This window comes from Enterococcus sp. NBRC 3427 (assembly GCF_007996925.1).
In the GTDB taxonomy this organism is placed as follows: domain Bacteria; phylum Bacillota; class Bacilli; order Lactobacillales; family Enterococcaceae; genus Enterococcus_B; species Enterococcus_B lactis.
In genome coordinates this window covers 1-21,014 of record NZ_BJLL01000048.1, presented here as the reverse complement: position 1 = coordinate 21,014, position 21,014 = coordinate 1, and the positions used below count along the sequence as shown (strand labels likewise).

The 21,014-nt window shown below is 39.0% G+C and carries 18 protein-coding genes; 4 read left to right on the top strand and 14 right to left on the bottom strand.

What is annotated here, in order from left to right; translation table 11 throughout:
• Window positions 1-58: 58 nt before the first annotated feature.
• Together ESP02_RS10140 and ESP02_RS10135 are read right to left on the bottom strand one after the other, a co-directional pair.
• A complete protein-coding gene (locus ESP02_RS10140) occupies window positions 59-268 on the bottom strand; it encodes a hypothetical protein (RefSeq protein ID WP_002400275.1) in 210 nt (69 codons plus the stop codon).
• 10 nt (window positions 269-278) lie between these two features.
• Complete coding sequence (locus tag ESP02_RS10135; RefSeq protein WP_038398752.1) at window positions 279-1,607, bottom strand: hypothetical protein; 1,329 nt, start codon at window positions 1,605-1,607, stop codon at window positions 279-281.
• A 136-nt stretch (window positions 1,608-1,743) separates the two neighbouring features.
• Here ESP02_RS10135 and ESP02_RS13345 point away from each other — a divergent pair, with 136 nt between their 5' ends.
• The gene (locus ESP02_RS13345) at window positions 1,744-1,899 is read left to right on the top strand and encodes an SPJ_0845 family protein (RefSeq protein WP_002400277.1); all 156 of its coding nucleotides are present in this window, start codon (window positions 1,744-1,746) and stop codon (window positions 1,897-1,899) included.
• A 74-nt stretch (window positions 1,900-1,973) separates the two neighbouring features.
• Here the strand turns inward: ESP02_RS13345 and yihA are convergent, their stop codons facing one another.
• The 7 genes from yihA to ESP02_RS10100 form a co-directional block, all read right to left on the bottom strand.
• A complete protein-coding gene (gene yihA, locus ESP02_RS10130) occupies window positions 1,974-2,561 on the bottom strand; it encodes a ribosome biogenesis GTP-binding protein YihA/YsxC (RefSeq protein ID WP_002297545.1) in 588 nt (195 codons plus the stop codon).
• A gap of 82 nt (window positions 2,562-2,643) precedes the next feature.
• A complete protein-coding gene (gene clpX / locus ESP02_RS10125; RefSeq protein WP_002400278.1) occupies window positions 2,644-3,894 on the bottom strand; it encodes an ATP-dependent Clp protease ATP-binding subunit ClpX in 1,251 nt (416 codons plus the stop codon).
• A gap of 215 nt (window positions 3,895-4,109) precedes the next feature.
• Window positions 4,110-5,399, bottom strand: a complete 1,290-nt coding sequence (gene tig, locus ESP02_RS10120) for a trigger factor (protein WP_002292069.1) — start codon at window positions 5,397-5,399, stop codon at window positions 4,110-4,112.
• A gap of 153 nt (window positions 5,400-5,552) precedes the next feature.
• Window positions 5,553-6,485: a tetratricopeptide repeat protein gene (locus ESP02_RS10115; RefSeq protein WP_002314849.1), complete on the bottom strand. Its 933-nt coding sequence runs from the start codon at window positions 6,483-6,485 to the stop codon at window positions 5,553-5,555.
• Between the two features lie 153 nt (window positions 6,486-6,638).
• Window positions 6,639-7,298 carry an RDD family protein gene (locus ESP02_RS10110; RefSeq protein WP_002314848.1) on the bottom strand — a complete coding sequence of 220 codons (660 nt, stop codon included), beginning with the start codon at window positions 7,296-7,298 and terminating at the stop codon, window positions 6,639-6,641.
• Window positions 7,299-7,300: 2 nt separating this feature from the next.
• Window positions 7,301-8,326: a signal peptide peptidase SppA gene (sppA, locus tag ESP02_RS10105; RefSeq protein WP_002314847.1), complete on the bottom strand. Its 1,026-nt coding sequence runs from the start codon at window positions 8,324-8,326 to the stop codon at window positions 7,301-7,303.
• A 12-nt stretch (window positions 8,327-8,338) separates the two neighbouring features.
• Entirely contained in the window at window positions 8,339-8,629 is a 291-nt protein-coding gene (locus tag ESP02_RS10100; protein WP_002400279.1) for a hypothetical protein, read from the bottom strand.
• Window positions 8,630-9,036: 407 nt separating this feature from the next.
• Here ESP02_RS10100 and glmS point away from each other — a divergent pair, with 407 nt between their 5' ends.
• Complete coding sequence (gene glmS / locus ESP02_RS10090; RefSeq protein WP_025478319.1) at window positions 9,037-10,842, top strand: glutamine--fructose-6-phosphate transaminase (isomerizing); 1,806 nt, start codon at window positions 9,037-9,039, stop codon at window positions 10,840-10,842.
• Window positions 10,843-10,995: 153 nt separating this feature from the next.
• Here the strand turns inward: glmS and ESP02_RS10085 are convergent, their stop codons facing one another.
• Window positions 10,996-11,835 carry a helix-turn-helix domain-containing protein gene (locus ESP02_RS10085; protein ID WP_002336457.1) on the bottom strand — a complete coding sequence of 280 codons (840 nt, stop codon included), beginning with the start codon at window positions 11,833-11,835 and terminating at the stop codon, window positions 10,996-10,998.
• A gap of 149 nt (window positions 11,836-11,984) precedes the next feature.
• On the opposite strand from ESP02_RS10085, the gene ESP02_RS10080 reads away from it, so the two are divergent.
• Window positions 11,985-12,596: a hypothetical protein gene (locus ESP02_RS10080; RefSeq protein ID WP_002400282.1), complete on the top strand. Its 612-nt coding sequence runs from the start codon at window positions 11,985-11,987 to the stop codon at window positions 12,594-12,596.
• A 338-nt stretch (window positions 12,597-12,934) separates the two neighbouring features.
• Here the strand turns inward: ESP02_RS10080 and glmM are convergent, their stop codons facing one another.
• The 4 genes from glmM to nifJ all read right to left on the bottom strand — a co-directional run bounded on the left by glmM (window position 12,935) and on the right by nifJ (window position 20,251).
• Entirely contained in the window at window positions 12,935-14,290 is a 1,356-nt protein-coding gene (gene glmM / locus ESP02_RS10070; protein WP_002287824.1) for a phosphoglucosamine mutase, read from the bottom strand.
• Window positions 14,291-14,313: 23 nt separating this feature from the next.
• Window positions 14,314-15,486 (bottom strand): YbbR-like domain-containing protein, encoded by a 1,173-nt coding sequence (locus ESP02_RS10065; RefSeq protein WP_002400284.1) that lies wholly within the window; start codon window positions 15,484-15,486, stop codon window positions 14,314-14,316.
• Window positions 15,483-16,370: a diadenylate cyclase CdaA gene (cdaA, locus tag ESP02_RS10060; RefSeq protein WP_002400285.1), complete on the bottom strand. Its 888-nt coding sequence runs from the start codon at window positions 16,368-16,370 to the stop codon at window positions 15,483-15,485. Before cdaA ends, ESP02_RS10065 begins: the two co-directional genes overlap by 4 nt.
• A 188-nt stretch (window positions 16,371-16,558) precedes the next feature.
• Window positions 16,559-20,251: a pyruvate:ferredoxin (flavodoxin) oxidoreductase gene (gene nifJ, locus ESP02_RS10055; RefSeq protein WP_038398747.1), complete on the bottom strand. Its 3,693-nt coding sequence runs from the start codon at window positions 20,249-20,251 to the stop codon at window positions 16,559-16,561.
• Between the two features lie 190 nt (window positions 20,252-20,441).
• On the opposite strand from nifJ, the gene ESP02_RS10050 reads away from it, so the two are divergent.
• A complete protein-coding gene (locus ESP02_RS10050; protein WP_002314839.1) occupies window positions 20,442-20,963 on the top strand; it encodes a DsbA family protein in 522 nt (173 codons plus the stop codon).
• The last annotated feature ends 51 nt before the right edge of the window (window positions 20,964-21,014 follow it).

The window sequence follows — 21,014 nt, the reverse complement described above, 5'->3', positions numbered from 1 at the left end:
TAAAAACCAGTCTTTTTTTGACTGGTTCCCTACTTTATTTGAATATTATCAAACTGTTTTATCGTTTGTTATTTTCGCTTCTTGTTTTTTTCATATAAACAGAAGCAGGTTTTCTTTCCTTATGAAGAAGGTAATAATAAAATCCCATCCCACCAAACATGACCAAGAAACCGATGACTGATCGAATAGGAAAATTAGGAACAAAAAAGAGACAGACGGATAATAATGATGCTGGAACCATTATTCGATAATAAAGTTGTTTATCCATTTTCTTCACCTCATATTTTTTGTAAAGTAATCAATTGTTCTAATTCGCGATAATCTAAAAACTGCACACGCAGATGCTTCTCGCCTTTCTTGACATCAAATTGGACACTTCGCCGTTTTTTCTTTATTCGTTTGAAGGCAATATCAGAGAGTCTGTGTTTGATTTCCTTTAACGGTAAATCCGGAAGTGCTTCAGAAGGAACATAGATTCTTAATGATAAAAGATAATCTTGATATTTCTCATCTGTTACCTCTATTTCTAGATATTCCCTGATGTAATAACAATATGCTTCGATTCCATTGTCCAAAGCAACAGTCGGATCGATGATCTTATAGCACATCATGCGCGCGCGATTCTCGTCAACCCAAGGAAAATACGCCTGAGCATTTAGTGTTCCGCGGACACGTCTTTCTTTATAATTTCCTCCTTGAATATCATAACTTTTCGTTACAAAGAACGAGGCATTTTTTTTGGGAACAGGTTGCATCTGCGCATTTTGATACTGGACAGATTGAATCGTATGATCAGTATAAATGTATTCAACAAATGGTGGTTTCAGCAATCCCACGCCGTTATCCCAAGCAAGGTGGTCAAACCCAAGCTGGTCTCTAAAATAGGATTGGAATAGCTGATTGTTTGTTTTTTGCCAATTGAATGGGTCTCGATAAAGCTGGATATATATGACTTCGTTATCTAATTCTTTCACTTTTTCTACTTGTTGTGTATCGAGAAAAATCGGTTTGGGGATGATCTGATGGTAATAGTGACTGTAATACATTTCCCAGCATGAGGTAAAACATAAGCCTTGATAAAAAAGATCGTAGCCTGGAAATTGATTGCAATCCACTACTACGTCGCCGTTTTGTTGTTTCATTTTAGGTAAACGCTCGATTTCGTCCATCGTCTCAAACAGCAGCCGCTGGGGAATCTGTTTTGTATTGTGATAGATAAACTCGCTATAAGCTCTCATATAAGCAAATACACCATGGGCAATCATTTTTTTCTGAATGAAATCTCGAATCAAAAACTGGTTTTCTTTGAAAACAGAGATAGCCAATACATTTTTTATCAACAATTGATTGCCTTCCAAACGAAAACTACACTCGTTCTCGTCATTCCCTACAACTAACCAGCTTTCGTCTCTTACCGATGCGAGCATTATTTTTTCTTGAAGTTTCTTAAGATCATACGGCTCCGCTTGTTGAGTGAAAGAGCGGATAAATGTTGGCTGGATCAACAGACGTGTCAAAACGGCCCAATCGCTTATTTCCTGTTTTTTTTCTTCCTCATTTAAGTCTGTGAGCTGGATAGTCATTAATAATTTATCTTCACCAATCATTTTCTCACCTCTTTCAAACCTTTTTATAATTTAATTATAACGAATGATAAAGAAAAACTAAAACTTTTTGTCTTAGAAACCAATTTTAGGTATTACATGGTAAACTAAGTAAAAAAGGAACAAAGAGGTGTTCGCGATGGGATTGAAATTTGAACGTACAGACAATTTAGATAGACTTTTCGAATCATTTGCTGTCGATCCGGAAAAAACAGTTGCGCCAAAAGAAGAAATCGATCGGTTTCTAAAACCGCAGCCACAAAACGAAAAGAAAAAAGACAAGAAACAAAAGTAAGATAAGTTCTGCAAAAAAAGACTTACCAGCCAAACTCTTCCATAAAAGTTTGGCTGGTAAGTCTTTTTTTCTTTTTATGATTCGATTGCTTGTTCGATTGCTGCCCATGCTTCTTCTTTTCCTTGTTTTGTAACGGAAGAAAAAAGAATAAATGTGTCATTACGATCAAAATCCAATGCTTTTTTGATCTCGCTTTCGTGCTTGTTCCATTTACCGCGAGGAATCTTATCTGCCTTAGTAGCAACAACGATCACAGGGATATCATAATACTTCAAAAATTGATACATCTGGATATCTTCTTGAGAAGGCTTATGGCGCAGATCTACTAAAGAAACGACCGCACGTAGTTGTTCTCTAGTCGTTAAATATGTCTCGATCATCTTTCCCCATTTTGCTCGTTCAGTTTTGGATACTTTTGCATACCCGTATCCTGGAACATCGACAAAATGCAACGCATTCTCGATCAAATAAAAATTCAAGGTCTGGGTCTTTCCAGGCTTACCGGAAGTGCGCGCTAAATTCTTTCGATCAATCAATGTGTTGATAAAAGAAGATTTCCCTACATTTGATCGCCCTGCCAGAGCTATTTCCGGTAATTGTGTCTCTGGATATTGTTTTGGTGCCACTGCACTTATGATGATTTCAGCTTGATGGACTTTCATGGTCTCTCTCCTTAAAAAGGTGATGAATAAAGCAAGCGGCTGTCGTAAAAGCCAAAATGACTTTTACGGCAGCCTCTTCTCATCAACCCGCTTTTTTCTCTGAATCTTTATAGATCACTGTTGGCTCACCAGACAATTCAGCTGCTTCTTTGGTGATAATCACTTTTTCGATGTTTTCATTTGAAGGGATATCAAACATCACATCCATCATGATTTCTTCGATGATAGAACGAAGACCTCGAGCACCAGTGTTGCGTTCGATTGCTTTTTTCGCAATAGCTCTCAATGCTTCAGGTTCAAATTCAAGTTCGGTATCATCTAGAGAAAGAAGTTTTTGATATTGTTTGACTAACGCATTTTTTGGCTCAGTCAAGATCCGTACCAGATCATCTGTTGTCAATTTCTCTAAAGCTGCCATAACAGGTAATCGTCCGATAAACTCAGGAATCAATCCGAATTTCAGCAAATCTTCAGGAATGATATGCTGCATGACGCTTTCGTCTTCAGAAAGTTTTTGGTTTTGCGTACCAAATCCAATCGTTTTTTCGCCCATGCGGTTCTTCACGATTGTTTCGATACCATCAAACGCCCCACCTACGATGAACAAGATATTCGTCGTATCGATCTGGATAAATTCTTGATGTGGATGTTTACGTCCTCCCTGAGGCGGAACACTTGCAACAGTTCCTTCTAGAATCTTCAGCAAGGCTTGTTGGACACCTTCACCGGAAACATCACGAGTGATGGATACATTTTCGCTTTTACGTGCGATTTTATCGATCTCATCAATATAGATGATCCCTTTTTCTGCACGTTCCACATTGTAATCAGCAGACTGGAGCAATTTAAGTAAAATGTTTTCTACATCTTCACCCACATAACCAGCTTCCGTCAAACTTGTCGCATCTGCGATTGCAAAAGGTACATTCAACGTTTTTGCTAATGTTTGTGCTAAAAACGTTTTCCCAGACCCTGTAGGTCCGATCAAGCAGATATTGCTTTTTTGTAGTTCAACATCATCTGCGTTCTCTTGTGCTTGCTGATTGACACGTTTGTAGTGATTGTATACGGCAACAGCTAACGAGCGTTTTGCGCGATCTTGTCCAATCACGTAGTTATTCAATACTTCAAGAATTTCTAGTGGTTTAGGGACTTCAGTGAATTCGCGTACAGCTTCTTCATAAAATTCTTCATCAATGATCTCTTTACATAGGTCGATACATTCATTACAGATGTAGACCCCTGGACCAGCTACGATTTTTTTCACTTCTTCTTGGGTTTTCCCACAAAAAGAACAGCGTACGGTCTCATTGCTACTTGGATTGTCATACATGGTCTTCACCCCTTAACTTGCAAAAAGTATGCAAGAAACTATCAGAGACTTTACAGTCTTTTACTATCATAACATAGTTTAGTAAAAAGAAAAAGTGTTTAACAAAGGATCGATTGACCTATATCTTTGTATATTTTCACGCTTAACAAAAAATAAGGGACTGTGACAACAAACATGTCACAGTCCCTTATTTCATGACCTCTATTACTTAATTTCTATTCTTTTGCTTCTGTCGCTGTACCTGTGATCAATTCGATTGCTTTTTTCATTGTCACATCATGTTCCAGCATATCTTCTGTCAACACGCGTTTGATTTGTTCGATTGGCATGTTGTATGTTTCTGATAATTCTTGGATTTCTGCATTGATTTCTTCTTCTGTTGCTTGAAGATTTTCAGCAGCTGCAATTGCTTCGATCACAAGATTTGTTCTTGTGCGCATTTCTGCTTCACCTTCGAATTGTTTATGCAAGTCTTCTTCTGTAGAACCAGTTAATTGATAGTACATTTCAGGAGAGATACCTTGACGTTGCATGTTGTTCAAGAATTCGTCCATTGAACGATGTACTTCATCATGAACCATCACGTGTGGCAATTCAACGATTTCTGCGTTTTCAACAGCCATACGGATTGCTGCTTCATCTTTTGCATCGTCCGCTGCTTTTTCTTTTGTTTCTACTAATTCTTTGCGATATTTTTCTTTCAATTCGTCTAATGTTGATACTTCGTCATCCACATCTTTTGCGAATTCGTCATCTAATTCAGGCACTTCTTTTGCTTTTACTTCATGGATTGTCACTTTGAAGACTGCTTCTTTTCCAGCAAGATCTTCTGCTTGATAATCTTCTGGGAAAGTTACATTTACATCTAGACTTTCACCTGATTTATGACCAACTAATTGATCTTCAAATCCTGGAATGAATGAACCTGAACCTAATTCAAGTGAGTAATTTTCGCCTTTTCCGCCATCAAACGCTTCGCCATCTACAAAGCCTTCGAAGTCGATTACTACTGTATCGCCATTTTCAGCTGCAGCATCTTCTTTGATAACTAATTCAGCTTGTGCTTCTTGTTCACGTTTAATACGTGCATCCACGTCAGCATCTGTTACTTCACGGTCTTGTTTTTCAACAACTAGATCTTTATATTGTCCTAATTTTACTTCTGGTTTCACTGTTACTTCAGCAGTGATTACCCAATCTTGACCTTTTTCCATGCTTTCAACATCGATTTTTGGTTGAGAAACAGGATCGATGCCAGCTTCTTTGACAGCAGCTTCATAAGCTTCTGGTAATACAGCATTCAATGCATCTTCATATAAAGCTTCTTCACCGTACATACGGTTGAATACTTGACGAGAAACTTTCCCTTTACGGAATCCAGGTACGTTCAAGCTTTTTTTCACTTTATTAAACGCAGTTGTTAATCCTTTTTGGATTTCGTCTTGCGCAATCGTAAATTTTAAAACACCATCATTCGTGCCTTTTTTTTCAAATGTTGCAGTCATTTAATTCCCTCCGAGTTTAGAAATTCATTTTATACATCAAAAACGTTTCATGCATACCTTTAAATAGTACACTAACCCTTTCAAATTGTAAACATATTGAATGGGTAGAATCCTTGTTTTTCATAACATTTTTATCTTTTTCACTGATAAAATCTAATGGAAGAAGATCATTTGTTGCAAAATTTTCTCTCGTTTTTTAAAAAAATCTTGTTTTTCATCTTCCGTACCATCATACATCGTTTTTCCTGTACATGCCTCTACAGTCAGTTGAAACCAACGCCTCGGGTCTTCAATGTATGTATCATAGACCGGATAAACGATTGCAGATTGCAACGTAAATTCTTCTTTCAACACCGAACTAAGTAGCGCATCTTCATTCCCATAATGATCTGAAAACACACACAATTGTCGATAACTTGACTGTTGCTGTGGCTTAGGCAAATCTTTGGGTATGACTTTGACTAGTTTTTCTTCAATCGTCAAATAGAAAACAGGGTTGCATTCATTCAATTGCCTGAGTGTCTCCAGCAATTTTGCCCTCGCTAAAATATGGACCTCTGGTAATACAATCAATTTACTCGCTGTTTGGATAAACTCATGGTAAGGAAGCTGTTCGATCTCCTCGATAGACGACAGCTGACGTGCTGGTTCCAATGAAGGAAGTTCCTCCGATTTTTTATGGAGTGCCTTGACTTTTTGCCTCTCCATTTGTCCGGATAATTCTTCTGCAAATTGGATTTTTTCAATGATACGCTGCTCAAAAGATTCATAAAAATCTGTACTTGCTATCAATTTTCTAGCATATAAAAAATCTTGTGCGCTGATTAACAAGTCAAAATAAAATTCAGCAAACTCCTCGTTTTGAAGATACTGTTTTTCATGTAAGAGTGCTTGTTTCAACGCTTCTTTTTTCTCGTCTAACTCATAAAGACAAAAAACAAGCAGGCTGTTAGCCTCAAAGCTTTCTTTCAACTCGTAAGCACGTTGAAATAGTTCTTTTGCCTGCTGATATTGCTGGTTTGCTAGTGCTTGTTGGGCCACTCGCATTAAATTCTCATATTTTTCTGGAAAATCAATCGGCTTCACGCAGTGTCCTCCTCTTGCTTATGTTCAGCTCATGTTCAATAGTAGCAAAACAGAAAAAGCATGACAATTAAAAATAATCGAAGCATCCTCTAAAAGCTAGATTTTTGATCTGACTTTTAGAAGATGCTTCAAACTACTGTTTTTTATGGATCATCAGCTGTTAACTTCTTGGTTGAATGCTTTGATCAGATTAATCGTAACGACACTTGTATTAGTGAAAAGATCTCCCAGATGCTGCTTTTTCTGATTAAAGATTGCTGGAAGATACCCTAACATCAGCAAAGGAAACTTTAGAATGAACCGGCAAGCACCTTCTCTAACTAAAACAGTTGACCAGCTAAGTTCTTCTTCATCAAAACTGATGACTCGAATACCGAAGATCATTTTCCCAATCGTTTGGCCATGATTGAGTTTCGTCAATAAAACAAAATACGCTAAATAAATGAGTAATGCTGTGAATCCATAGAGACTCAAATACGAATCTGAAAAATTCAGCCAACCTAGATTTTTGGCAATACCAAGTGTTAAACGTGTAATAGCACCGATACACAAAAGATCGATCAAGAAGGCAAACATTCGGATCAAAAAACCTGCATAGAAATAATGAGGAAAATCATTTGCTTTTGGTGGTTCATTTTTTGTGTCAGTATACTTTTTCCATTTCCGTTGTTTCTTTTTGATTTCTTCTGACGTCATCGGTTCTCTTTCAAAAGAGCTCAGCACCTTTTGGGAAAAGCTTGGATCAGGTCCCACAGCAGGCTGCTGTTGCCTCTCTCTTCCTTGTTCCTTATTTTCGTTTGGAAGTTCCGTCATGCTTACTCACCTCCGTAATAATACATTGCTTTTGGTGATTCTGCAGTTCCGAGATTCTCAAGTATTGATAAGATCTGACTAGTTTCAGAAGATTTCAATCCTTGGAACTCTGCCAGTTTGCTCCCTAACCATGTGCTGGCAAATCCAGATGATGCGGAGGAATATTCTACTAATTCAGCATCTTCAAGCTTTTGTTCCTTTCGCATAGCTTGTAAGGCGTCTTCAGGGAATCCCAATTCATCGACTAAACCTACTTCTTTTGCTTGGACACCATCATAAATCCTTCCATCTGCTATTTTTTTGACTGCTTCTTCAGATTTATTTCGTCCCTCGCTAACGATTCTTACAAATCGTTGATACGCACTATCAATATACGCTTGAAGCACTGCTTCCTCTTCTTTTGTCTCTGGGCGTGTTCCTGAACCCATATCTTTCAATGCGCCGCTTTTCACTGTTGTGTCTTCCACACCCAGTTTTTCTAAAAGCCCTGAATAATTCAATCCTGACATGATCACACCAATTGAACCGGTCACTGTTTCTTCGGTTGCAAAGATTTTATCTGCTTGAGCAGAAATATAGTAACCACCGCTAGCTGCCATGTTTTTCATACTGACATACATCGGGATATCATGTTCTTTACGGATCGTATCTAATTTCTTAGCGATTTCCGCACTTTCATAGACACCACCACCAGGAGAGTTTACTTCTAAAAAGATTCCTTTGACTGTTGGATCTTCTTCCACAGCTTTCAGTTGTTCCATGAAATTTTCATGGTTATAACCTTCAGAAGCAAATAAACCAGAAGATCCTCCTGCAGCAATCGTTCCATCTACTGTTAGTTTTACGATTTTTTGCGTACTGTCTCCCTCTTCCAACACATTTGGTACTAACTCTTCATCCCCGTATAACCAACTGTTCAACCCCTCGACTTGATTGTTTTCCTGAGGCTTAGTCAAACTCGCCGAAACTAACGAAACCACAAATAATCCCGCAGCAATCAGAACTGCTGCCCAACGTTTTTTATTCATTCTTTCTCCTTTCTAATACAAGTTTTTTATGACGATCACAGTTTCTGACTGCTCGGAAGTGTCGAATCGCTCTGCTTTTTCTTCACGCGCATACCCGGAAAATGACTCTTTTGTCCATTCATCTTCTACCGTAAACTCTCGCGCTTGGACAACTTCCAAGGCATCAGGTGCGATTTCCTGGATGCTATCCCAACCAGTATCTAAAAATATTTTTGTATCATCTGATACACCAGCTGATGCTTCAAATTCGGACAATTGTTTTTTTAACATTCCAAGTGTCATGATTTCAATTTTTGAATCCATTTTTCTCCTCCTTCATCCTATTACTTTCTATTGTACCGAACTCCTGAAAAAGATGATAGATAAAAACCGATTATTTTTTGACACAAAACGCACATCCAAAAAGCAGTTCGATATATACCAATTTATTTTTATTCTTTTTTTGTTGACAAAAACATTCGCAAAAGGGTATGATTTTAAATGTTTCCAGATAAAAAATAAAAAAGGAGGATAGTTATACCTTTTAGGATAGCGCCTGGTCTGTGCAAACAGATGACGAGGAGAGGGTTTATCGAAAGATTCGGCGGATGACCCTAGGGACTGCACTCTACAGAAGATCCACAAAAAGTATCTGCAAAGATAAAACAAAAGGATTTTCCTGCAGCTGGAAGCATTCATACGAATTCATTATAGAAAGTAGGATGTTTTTTATGTGCGGAATTGTTGGAATGATTGGATTAAAAAATGTAACACCAGGATTGATTGGCGGGCTAGAAAAATTGGAATACCGCGGTTATGATTCAGCTGGCATCTTTGTCTCAGATGGCACGACAGATTATTTAGTCAAAGCACAAGGTAGAATCCAAAATTTAAAGGATAAAATAACTTCTGATACTACAGGAAATATAGGCATCGGCCATACACGTTGGGCAACCCACGGACAACCATCTGAAGAAAATGCCCATCCACATACTTCACAAAGCGGACGTTTCGTGCTCGTCCATAATGGCGTGATCGAAAACTTTGAAGAACTTAAAAATGCTTATTTAACAGATGATCACTTTATCGGTGAGACAGATACTGAGATTATCGCTCATCTGATTGAAACTTTTGCGAAGGATATGACGGCAAAAGAGGCATTTTTAAAAGCTTTGCGCGTCATCAAAGGTTCTTATGCTTTCGCTTTGATTGATCGTACAACACCTGATGTGATTTATGTAGCGAAAAACAAAAGCCCATTGTTAGTCGGACTTGGCGATGGATTCAATGTGATTGCCAGTGATGCAATGGCTATGCTTGCTCATACGAAGAAATTCGTCGAGGTCGAAGATGAAGAGATGGTTACCGTTACATCAGACAAAATTATTATCCAAAATTTTGCGGGCGACATTATGGAACGTTCTTCATTTGAAGCGCAAGTAGATGCTTCAGATATCGAGAAAGGCACCTATCCTTTTTATATGCTGAAAGAAATCGACGAACAGCCTATTATCATGCGCCGTATTGCTCAAAAATACGTAACAGAAGATAATCGGGTCCCTCTTGATCCAAAACTGATCGATACATTATCTGACAGCGATCGAATCTACATCGTTGCTTGCGGAACTAGTTACCATGCGGGATTAGCTGGTAAACAGACTTTGGAAGAATTGACACAGATTCCTGTCGAGGTTCATTTAGCCAGTGAATTCGGCTATAACACACCTCTTCTTTCAAAAAAACCATTCTTTATTTTCTTGAGTCAAAGTGGCGAAACAGCGGACAGTCGGCAAGTGCTGGTAAAAATCAACCGTCTTGGCTATCCTTCACTTACGATTACAAATGTTGCTGGCTCTACTCTTTCGCGAGAAGCATCCTTCACCCTATTATTGCATGCCGGACCTGAGATTGCAGTAGCATCAACGAAAGCTTATACTGCACAAATAGCAGTACTGACTTTATTAGCCAAAGCTATCGGTGACAAAAAAGAATTAGAAACTTCTCTTTCGTTCGATATCACTCATGAATTGAGTTTAGTCGCAAATGCGATGGAATCGGTCATTGCCCAGAAAGATTATTTAGAGGAGCTGGCTGCAGAATACCTCAGCGACACAAGAAATGCTTTTTATATCGGACGCGGGGCAGACTACAACGTTTCTCTTGAAGCCGCTTTGAAATTGAAAGAAATCAGTTACATCCAGGCAGAAGGTTTTGCTGCTGGTGAATTGAAACACGGAACAATTGCTTTGATTGAAGAAGGAACACCCGTGATCGGAATCATCAGTGAAGAAGTGACTGGCGCGCATACTCGAGGTAATCTGAAAGAAGTCGAAAGCCGTGGCGCTAAAACATTAATTATCGTCTCAGAAGGATTAGAAAAGGAAAATGACCAACTAGTACTGCCAGCAGTCCACCCTTATCTGTCTACTCTTGCCACAGTCGTACCGACTCAATTACTTGCCTATTACGCCACACTGTTACGAGGGTTTGACGTTGACAAGCCACGTAATCTGGCGAAATCAGTGACAGTTGAGTAACGTTTCTGTACGGGAAATCATTTGATTTTTGCAGTCTTTTGTAAAAAAATAAAAGCATAGTATGTACCGAACACCAAAAAATTTGATTTTTAGTGTTCGGTATTTTTACTTTATTTCCCGTTTACTTTTTAAAACCTCGTTTAAATAAATCGTTCACTTTCTCTGTCTATAATATTGGAGTTCCTTTAATAATTTGGCTTTTAATTCCGTTTCTTCAACTACTTCAAGTAAATCAAACCCTTTTTGCATTAATTTTGTATCGTTTTGGCAGTACCCCAATCTTACGAAGATCATGCCTAGAAAATCAGCTCGTTTTGCTCGTTTCGCCATATCTTTTGCTAGATTCAACATGTATCGGCCATCTTCTACAAGATTTTTTTGTATATATATTTGAGAGATATTCATCAAAAGTGTCAGCCTTACTGTATCGACAACATCCAATCGATTATATCTATCAAGCGTAGCTAATAGAATAGGATACATTATTTCTAACGTGCTGATTTCTAGATGAAATGAAATGATCGCAAATATTTGAATATCTCTTAATGTCCACACCTCTATTTTTGAAAGCCGCTGCCAAATCGGAGTCACCAACCCTTTGAATTCTGTTTTATCAAAGTCTATAGGATCAGCAGATAAATACAAGCGTAAAATCAACAGGATTTCTTCTATTTTTTTATCTGAACAAGTAGATGTAAATTCTAAACATCGTCTATACAACTTTCTTATCTGTGCACTTTCTGTATTTGAAATAATAGAATAAAAATCCTCAATAAGCCTTGTACGATTATCTCTATTATCTCTATTCTCTATATTTGCCAAATATCTAAATTCATCTAAAGATACATCTATCCTCTCTAATAAATAACAAGCATTTTCAAACCTTGGCTCCGTCTCATTTTTTTCAATCCGCGAAAGAGTTGTCCTATCTAAAAAATCATTACAAACTTCTTTTTGAGTCATTCCTTTCCCTTTCCTTATAAATCGATACATTTCGCCAAACCTCAATTTTTTCTCCCTCCAAAATTTTTGTGAGCTTATGCAACAAATCTACCAAAAACAATTAGATGATTATAAAATATAAGGGTAACAAAGAAACTATTATACTTATATTATAACAAAAACAAAATGGAGGTTGTCCTATGATAAGAAAAATGCTTATTATTTTTGTCACTACAATTGTTGTTTCCTCACTCGTCCTGACTTCTACTGCAATCGTCTCCCTTGCTTCTGAATTAGATACTACCACTATCAAGCCTGATGTTTACAAAAATGATAGTTATAAAGAAATGGAAAAAGAAATGGCATCCATTGCGTTCAAAAGATCATTGGAAACCATTACCCGAACAAACAACATTGAACAGGCAAAAGCATTTGCAGAATATTTTCTTAAAAAATATGAAGGCGCAGAAATGAGGACTAGTGGTTATGGCGAACGTATACAAAACGGGGGTTGGAATATTTTTTATCAAACAGCTGCCGGTAAGCAAGCAGTTCGTACTGCTTACAATATTTTATTCGTTCAAAGCAGTGCTGGCGTCGCACTTTCCGGAATACTTGCTGCCATTACTAAAGCTACTTTACTAGGGGTGGGTGTTGCTATTGCGGCTCTGTTATCCGGCATGGTATTGAATACGATAGCATCAAGAAGCAGATTTTGTCGTGATAGAATAGATGCTAACGGCAATAGAGGGACTGGTAGAATAACCTTGACCGAAGCACGCTGGAGTTCTACCTATGATTTTCGATGGTAACAAAATTAACGCTCTTACGCTGGTCTATTCTCTTTTTTGATAGTATAGTTGCTTCTCTTGTTTTGTACTTCCTTATTGCGGACGGGCAAAACTATTATTACGTCTATCTATTGGCTCAAATTCCTAGTTATATTATTCTTGATCATATCCACAAAAAAATAGGATTAAAAGCAGATAAAGCACGCAAACGTGCTATTTTACTAGTGATGTTGAGTTTTTTCATCTCTTACATTGGTATAATGTTTCTTACACAATATGTTTTTAAATAAAAGAAAAAGCAAAGACCAGCGACGAATAACCGTCACTAGTCTTTGCTTTTTCTCTTCTATCTTAGTTTCTTAATCTAGACCGATTTCTTCTTTGACTACTGCTGCAATTTTATCGACATAGTAATTGACTTTCTCATCGGTAGGCGCTTCTGCCATCACACGAAGTAATGGTTCTGTGCCGGAAGGGCGAACTAGGATTCTACCTTCTGATCCCATTTCAGCTTCTGCTTCTTCGATTACTTTTTTAATTGCTGGAACATCCATCGCACCGTTTTTATCACTTACGCGGATATTCACTAATTTTTGCGGATAAATCGTAACCTCTGCTGCAAGCTCAGATAATTTTTTACCCGTCTGTTTCATAATATTCAACAACTGAATTCCTGAAAGCATCCCATCACCAGTTGTGTTGAAATCTAAGAAAATCATGTGTCCAGACTGCTCGCCACCAAAATTATAATCGTTTTTGCGCATTTCTTCTACAACATAACGATCACCAACTTGTGTAACGACATCTTTCAGACCGATTCCTTCTACCGCTTTGTGGAAGCCTAAGTTGCTCATCACAGTTGTAACGATAGTGTCTTTTTTCAAGCGATTTTTTTCTGCTAAGTATTTAGCACAGATAAACATGATTTTATCACCATCGACGATATTCCCAAGTTCATCTACCGCGATGATGCGATCGCCATCGCCATCGAAAGCTAGACCAGCGTCCGCTCCTTTTTCAACGACCATCTCAGCTAAACGTTCTGGATGTGTAGAACCTACCCCATCATTGATGTTTAAACCATCTGGATTTGTGCCCATTGTATAGAAGTCTGTTTCAAGATCAGCGAACAAACGATTGACACTTGTTGAAGTTGCTCCGTTTGCTGCATCAACGCAAATCGTCAAACCGGAAAGATCGCCATTGATCGTTTGGACAAGGAATTGAGAATATTTCAATAAACCCTCTGGAAATTCTTCTACAGTTCCCAAACCTTCAGCTGAGGGACGAGGCAATTCATCTACTTCTGCATCCAACAATGCTTCGATTTCTAGTTCTTGATCATCTACTAATTTAAAACCGTCTGCACCAAAAAATTTGATTCCATTATCCTGCGCTGGATTGTGCGAAGCAGAGATCATGACTCCTGCACTTGCTTTTTGTAATCGTGTCAGATAAGCAACACCTGGCGTAGAAATCACACCTAGTTGGAACACTTCGATACCCACCGATAAAAGTCCTGAAATCAGCGCTTCTTCTAACATTTGACCTGAGATTCTTGTATCCCGCCCCACTAGTACGCGTGGGCGTTTTCCTTCTTCTTCATGCTGGCTTAGGACATAACCTCCGCATCGTCCCAGCTTAAATGCAAGTTCTGGCGTAAGTTCCTTGTTGGCTTCACCGCGGACGCCGTCTGTTCCAAAATATTTACCCATAGTTGTAAAATTACTCCTTTAACTTAATTTTCCGAGGAATTTGTTCTGCTCACTTGTGTTGATTCGCTTGTTTGCGACGTTTCTTCTGTACTCGTGGATGAACTGCTTGTTGCAGATCCCGAACTAGAAGAAATGGACGTTGTTGTTGATGGTACCGTTGCTGAATCAGCAGATGAAGTGCTTATACTTGTATTTGTATCTTCTTGTGTCCGACTGCTCGTCGAAGCGGAACTGCTACTTGACGTTTGCATTACGGGTGTAATCTCCACACTGACTGATTTAGGTTTGATACTTAGTCCTTCTTCTACTGGTATTTCGATTTTACGAGTTGTTCGATGACTGATTCCTGAGACATTGATCGGTACAGCGATACTGTCGCCGATTGATGCAAGCAAATCGCTAGATCCGCTTACTTCTGCTTCCAGGTCTGAAAAACTAAAATCATAGCTTTCAACCCCAGCAGCCGGTGTTCCTTGTTGCGTCCCATAAAGTCGTACCGTCTTGCTTGGTTTGATTGCATCAGCTTTCACAGTTACTTGCACTGGATCGGAAATGATACTTAATATTTCTCCTGCTGCATTCAGCGCTTGTATCGGCACTTCACTATTGATTCCATCATCCGTGACCATCGAAGCATCCACATCAGCTACTACTCGTTTGATTTCGGCCAATGTTTTGTCGCCTGTAGTGATAGAGACTTTTTTTGGACTAACGGAAGTATCATCCAGCTCATATCCAGATGGTGTGATCGTTGAAGGAATCAACGTTTCAACATCGAAATCTTTTGTCACCTTTTTCTCAACCGTTACTGTAATAGTTGATGGTTCCATCTTTGCTGTGACAGCACTGCTCAAGTTCTGAATTTTCAGCGGAACTTCATGTGTTCCTTCGCCAAGCTTAGTGATATCTGCAGTGATACGAAACATCCGTGTATCTTCGTTTGCTTCTGCATTCAACTGGACTCGGTTTGCACTGGAAAGTTTGACCGTCACTGTGTTTTCATATCCATGGATATAATAGCGTTGCGAATCATAAGAAATTTTGATTGGCACACCAGTGACTGTTTGATTATACGCTTCATTTCCAGAAAGCGTGTTTTGAACGGACTGTCCATTTGCATTGAAGTACAGTGCAATACTGAACAGCAATGCAATAAAACTGTAAAGAATGCTTGTCCGTCTCTCTTTTGAGATCATTTGCGATCCCCTCCCTTAGTCATACCGTCTAGGAAAGATTGAATCACGTTTTTCTTATTTTTTGTTTTCTCTTCAGCAATTAGTTCTCTACGCAAGATTGCCAAATATTCTTGCTGGGATAAGCCAGCCATCAGTTCATTATCTAACGTGATGCTGACGTCCCCGGTTTCTTCAGAGACAACGATGGTGATCGCGTCGCTGACTTCGCTTATACCGACAGCTGCCCGGTGTCGAGTCCCGAATTCTTTAGGGATCAACATACTTTCTGATAGAGGAAGATAGGCGCTTGCTACTGCGATCTTTCCTTCTTTTACAATAACTGCACCATCATGTAGCGGTGTATTAGGAATAAAGATATTGATCAGCAACTCCCCAGTGATATCTGCATGTAAAGCAATCCCTGTCTCAATATACTCATCTAATCCAGTATGACGTTCGATAGTGATCAGTGCACCGATTTTTCGCTTGGACATATATTGGATGGCTTTGTCAAAAGACAAGATCATCTTCTCATCTTCCTGCTGTTCGCTTTTTGATTGTTTGAAAAGCGAACTGCGTCCAAGATGTTCCAGTCCTCTCCGGATTTCCGGCTGAAAAATCACGATAGCAGCTATCACCCCGTACGTAATGACTTGGTTCATCAGCCAAGACAAGGTGTGCAGACCAATGATTTCCGCTACGATTCGGATAACAATAAAAATAGCTACACCTTTCAGAAGCTGAATCGCTTTTGTGCCTCGCAGCAGTTGGATCAGTTTGTATACAAGATACCAGACAACCAGAATATCAAGTATGTTCACCAAAAAATTCAGAGAGAACAAGTCACCGGAAAACATTTGCTGCCAATAGTCCAAATTAAAAAGTTCCCCGATTTGAAATGACATAAAAAGCCTCTCTTCTCTTTTGAGATTTCCTCTCTAGTATATCATATGTTTTAATTTTAGAGGCTGATCTGCTCGTTTTTTTCTTGAGAAAAACACATAATTTTCAAGAAAATTACAAGTATGCGTTTTATTTTTCTCTAGAATAAAATTTTTTAAACCTCAGAGAATTATTCATTACATTTTTTCTGTTATTTTTCACTTTTTTCTTCTGTAACGTGTTCCGTTTTTTTACGTCGTTCCGCTCTGGCGGCTCTTCGGGCAGCTCTTCTTTCTTCCGCTTCAGGGTCCGTCGTTTTTTCTTTTCTCGTCTTAACGACTACATCAATAGACTCTTCTGGTTCAAGTCTTTTCTTGATTTTTTCTAATTCTCCTGACAGTGCAGCATAGTTGTAAAAACGTGTTTTAGCATCTTGGACAGTCTTTTCAAATAAAGCTTTTGCAAGATTTGGATTTGCGTTCTCTAGCGAGGAAAAGCGAACTTGTTTCCTCATGAAATCAGGCATAGCAGAGAAATCAGGTTTTTTGTAGTCCAAAGTCATTGGTTTCTTGTTTTTTTCGACCATTGCAGGGTTATATCGATATAATGACCAATAACCAGAAGAAACAGCTTCTTTTGCTTCTTTAAGCGATTCTTTCATTCCACCAAGCAAGCCATGTGTAATACAAGGCGTATAGGCAATAATCAGAGAAGGACCAGGATACTTTTCTGCTTCTTCAAATGCTTTGATTGTCTGCATTTGATTGGCACCTGAAGCGATTTGTGCTACATAGACATTCCCATATGTCATCGCCATCATCCCTAAGTCTTTCTTTGAAGCATATTTTCCACTAGCTGAAAATTTAGCGATTGCCGAAGCTGGTGTTGCTTTTGAGGTTTGACCGCCAGTATTGGAATAGACTTCGTTATCCAAAACAAGGATATTTACGTCTGCTCCGCTGGCAAGTACATGATCGATTCCGCCAAAACCAATGTCGTAAGCCCATCCGTCTCCGCCAATCATCCATTGGCTGTTTTTTACGAATAGATCTCTTCTCTTGTATATATCTTCCAGTTCAGGGACAATTGATCGTTCGTTTTCGATCGCTGCTTGCAGTTTTGCTGCTCTTTGCTGCGTTCCTTCACTCTCAAAGAGATGTTCCAACCAGTCTTCCATCAATTCTCGCAGTTCTTCTGATACTTTTGGCAATACTTCTTTGATTGAATTTGCCAAAGCCTCACGACGAGTCTGTGCCGCCAGAAGCATACCATAACCAAATTCAGCATTATCTTCCAATAAAGAATTTGACCATGCAGGCCCTTGACCACATTCGTTTGTCGTATAAGGAGAAGCCGGAGAGGCACCGCCCCAAATAGAAGAACAGCCTGTCGCATTCGCGATCATCATTCGATCGCCGAACATTTGTGTCAATAATTTTACATAAGGTGTTTCGCCACAGCCTGAGCAAGCACCTGAGAATTCAAGAAGCGGTTGGTTGAATTGTGTCGATAAAACCGTATTTTTCCCTTTCACTGGATTTTCTTTTTGTCTTAGCGTCATTGCAAAAGCCCAATTCATAGCTTGTTCTTTCTGTTCTTCATAAGGTTTCATTACTAAAGCTTTGCCTTTTGCGGGACAAGCCTCTACGCAAAGACCACAACCTGTACAGTCTTCCACTGAAACTTGGATACGATATTTTACGCCGTCTGCGCCTCGCATTTCTCTCACGATAAATCCTTCTGGCGCTTCTTCCATTTCCTCTTCATCTGCTAAAAATGGACGGATGGCAGCATGAGGACAAACAAAGGCACATTCATTACACATCGTACAGCGATCACTAATCCACTCGGGTACTTCTAAAGCGACACCTCGCTTTTCAACAGAAGCCGTTCCTAAAGGCATTTTGCCAGTTGTCATTCCATTTGCTACAAGCGTACCAACAGAGAGATGATTCCCTTCCTGCGCATTCACTGGCTCAAGGATTTCTTGTACATACCCCTTGTTCCTTTTATTGATTTTTTCAGGCATCTCCAATGTTTTCCAATTTTCTGGAATCACAACTTCATGAAGCAGTTCGATTGTCCGATCAATTGCCTGTATGTTTTTTTCTACGATAGCCATTGATTTATGCCCGTAGCTTTTTAGTGCTTCTTCTTTTAGCAACGGGATCACTTCATCAAATGGAATGATGTCAGCTAATTTAAAAAATGCTGTTTCCATTGCCGTATTGATCCGGCGTCCCAAACCAACTTCTTGGGCCAATCTCATGGCATTGATCGTATAGAACCGAATGTTATTTTCAGCCAAGTAACGTTTTAATTTTATGGGTAGATGCGTTTCTAATTGTTCGTCACTCCAAAGAGTATTCAGTAAAAAGATTCCACCTGGCTTCAATCCTTTGACCAAGTCATAGCTATGCAGGTAAGCTGGTGTGTGACAAGCAACAAGATCCGCATGCTCGACAAGATACGCTGAACGTATCGGTGTATCTCCAAAACGAAGATGAGAGACAGTTAGACCGCCAGATTTTTTCGAGTCATAATAAAAATAGCCTTGAGCATACTTGTCTGTGTGATCCCCGATAATCTTGATGGCTGATTTATTTGCACCAACTGTTCCGTCAGATCCAAATCCCCAAAACTTTGCCTGGAATGTTTGCGGTTCTGTTAAATCTAGACTTTCTTTTGTTTCCAAAGATTGATAAGTCACATCATCCACGATCCCTATGGTGAACCGTTTTTTGCGTATGCTTGGATCTTTTTTCAATTCATCAAAAACTACCGAGATTTGATCGGGCATCACATCTTTCGAACCTAATCCGTAGCGACCACCAATAATAGCCGGGCGAAATTCAGAATCATATAACGCACTTTGAACGTCTAATAAAAGGGGTTCTCCCCCTGCTCCTGGCTCTTTACTTCGATCAAGAACAGCGATTGCTTTTACTGTATGAGGTAACTTTTGCACGAATGTTTCCACTGGAAAAGGTCGATAAAGATGGATATTCAAAAAACCTGTTTTCCGTCCGTTTGCATTCAAATAATCAACTGTTTGCTCAATCGTCTGTGCAACTGATCCCATAGAAACAATGACCTCTTCTGCATCAGCTGCTCCGTAGTAAGTCACCAAATCATAAGAAGTACCTCGTAATCGATTGATCTCTTTCATATATTTTTGTACGATTGCAGGTAACTTATCATAATACGGATTGATTGTTTCCCGTTGTTGAAAATGAATATCTGGATTCTGGTTCGTGCCACTAACTGTCGGATGATTGGGATTCATCCCACGTTTACGAAAAGAAGCTAATTTCTCCTGATTGATCAAAGGAGCTAATTCTTCATATTCTAAAACTTCGATTTTTTGAATTTCGTGACTCGTACGGAACCCATCAAAGAAATTCAAAAAAGGCAATTCACCTTCAATCGAAGCAAGATGGGCAACAGGTGCCAAATCCATCACTTCTTGCACACTGCTTTCAGCTAGCATCGCAAACCCTGTTTGTCTTGCAGCCATCACGTCTCCATGATCTCCAAATATATTTAAAGCATTCGTCGTCACTGCCCGACTAGCAACGTGAAAAACACTTGGCAGTAGTTCCCCAGCAATTTTATACATATTCGGTATCATCAAAAGCAACCCTTGTGAGGCGGTATATGTAGTTGTCAGCGCACCAGTTTTCAGTGAACCGTGAACCACGCCAGCTGCTCCTGCTTCGGACTGCATTTCCACTACTTTTACTGGTTGACCAAATACATTTTCTTTTCCTACTGCTGACCATTGATCGACTAATTCAGCCATGGTCGAACTTGGCGTTATCGGATATATTGCAGCAATCTCGGTAAAAGCATAAGAAATATACGCGGCTGCCGTATTGCCGTCCATTGTTTTCATTTTTCGCATGATTCATCATCCTTGTTCATATTCTCTCTTATTATCTGTTCTATTATAACGTAAAATATTCCTTTTTTTCTTTTATTTAGAAAAATATTTCACATACGTCTATTTCAATCATTTTTTTAGAGAAACAGTCTAAATCGTTGCCTTTTTTTGCCAGACATGTGTAAACTATAACCGAAAGAGGTGTTTTTACATGGATATATCAGTGATTGATGCAACAAAAACAACTACAGAAAAAGGTATTACTTATGGTTCATCAGATGCTCCTAAAAAAATGATCGAATTCATCAACTTAGCTTGCCCATATTGCCGACAATGGTTTGAAGAATCTCATGAGCTATTGGAAGAAGCCGTCCAAAGCGGTCAATTGCAGCGAGTGATCAAATTATTCGATAAAGAAAAAGAAAGCTTGCAGCGAGGAAACGTGATGCACCGATATATCACGATCAGCGATGGGCAACAAGCAATCAAAGAGATCAAACAAATATTCGATACTCAAGATGAGTGGAAACATCTTTCGCTCCAAGGAGTAGCGGATTTTGCAGCAGATAAATTAGGGCTGGCAGAACAAAAAGACGAACAGCTGAGCCAAGCAATCATCAACGAAGCTGAGCAAGCACATATTCGATTTGTTCCAACTGTCATCTTGGGTAAAGAAATTTTTGATGAATCTATTTCAAAAGAAAAACTAAAAGAATTGATCCAAGCAAAATAAAACAACAAGGGGGCTGTGACAAAAGTCTTGTCACAGCCCTTTTTTCCGAAT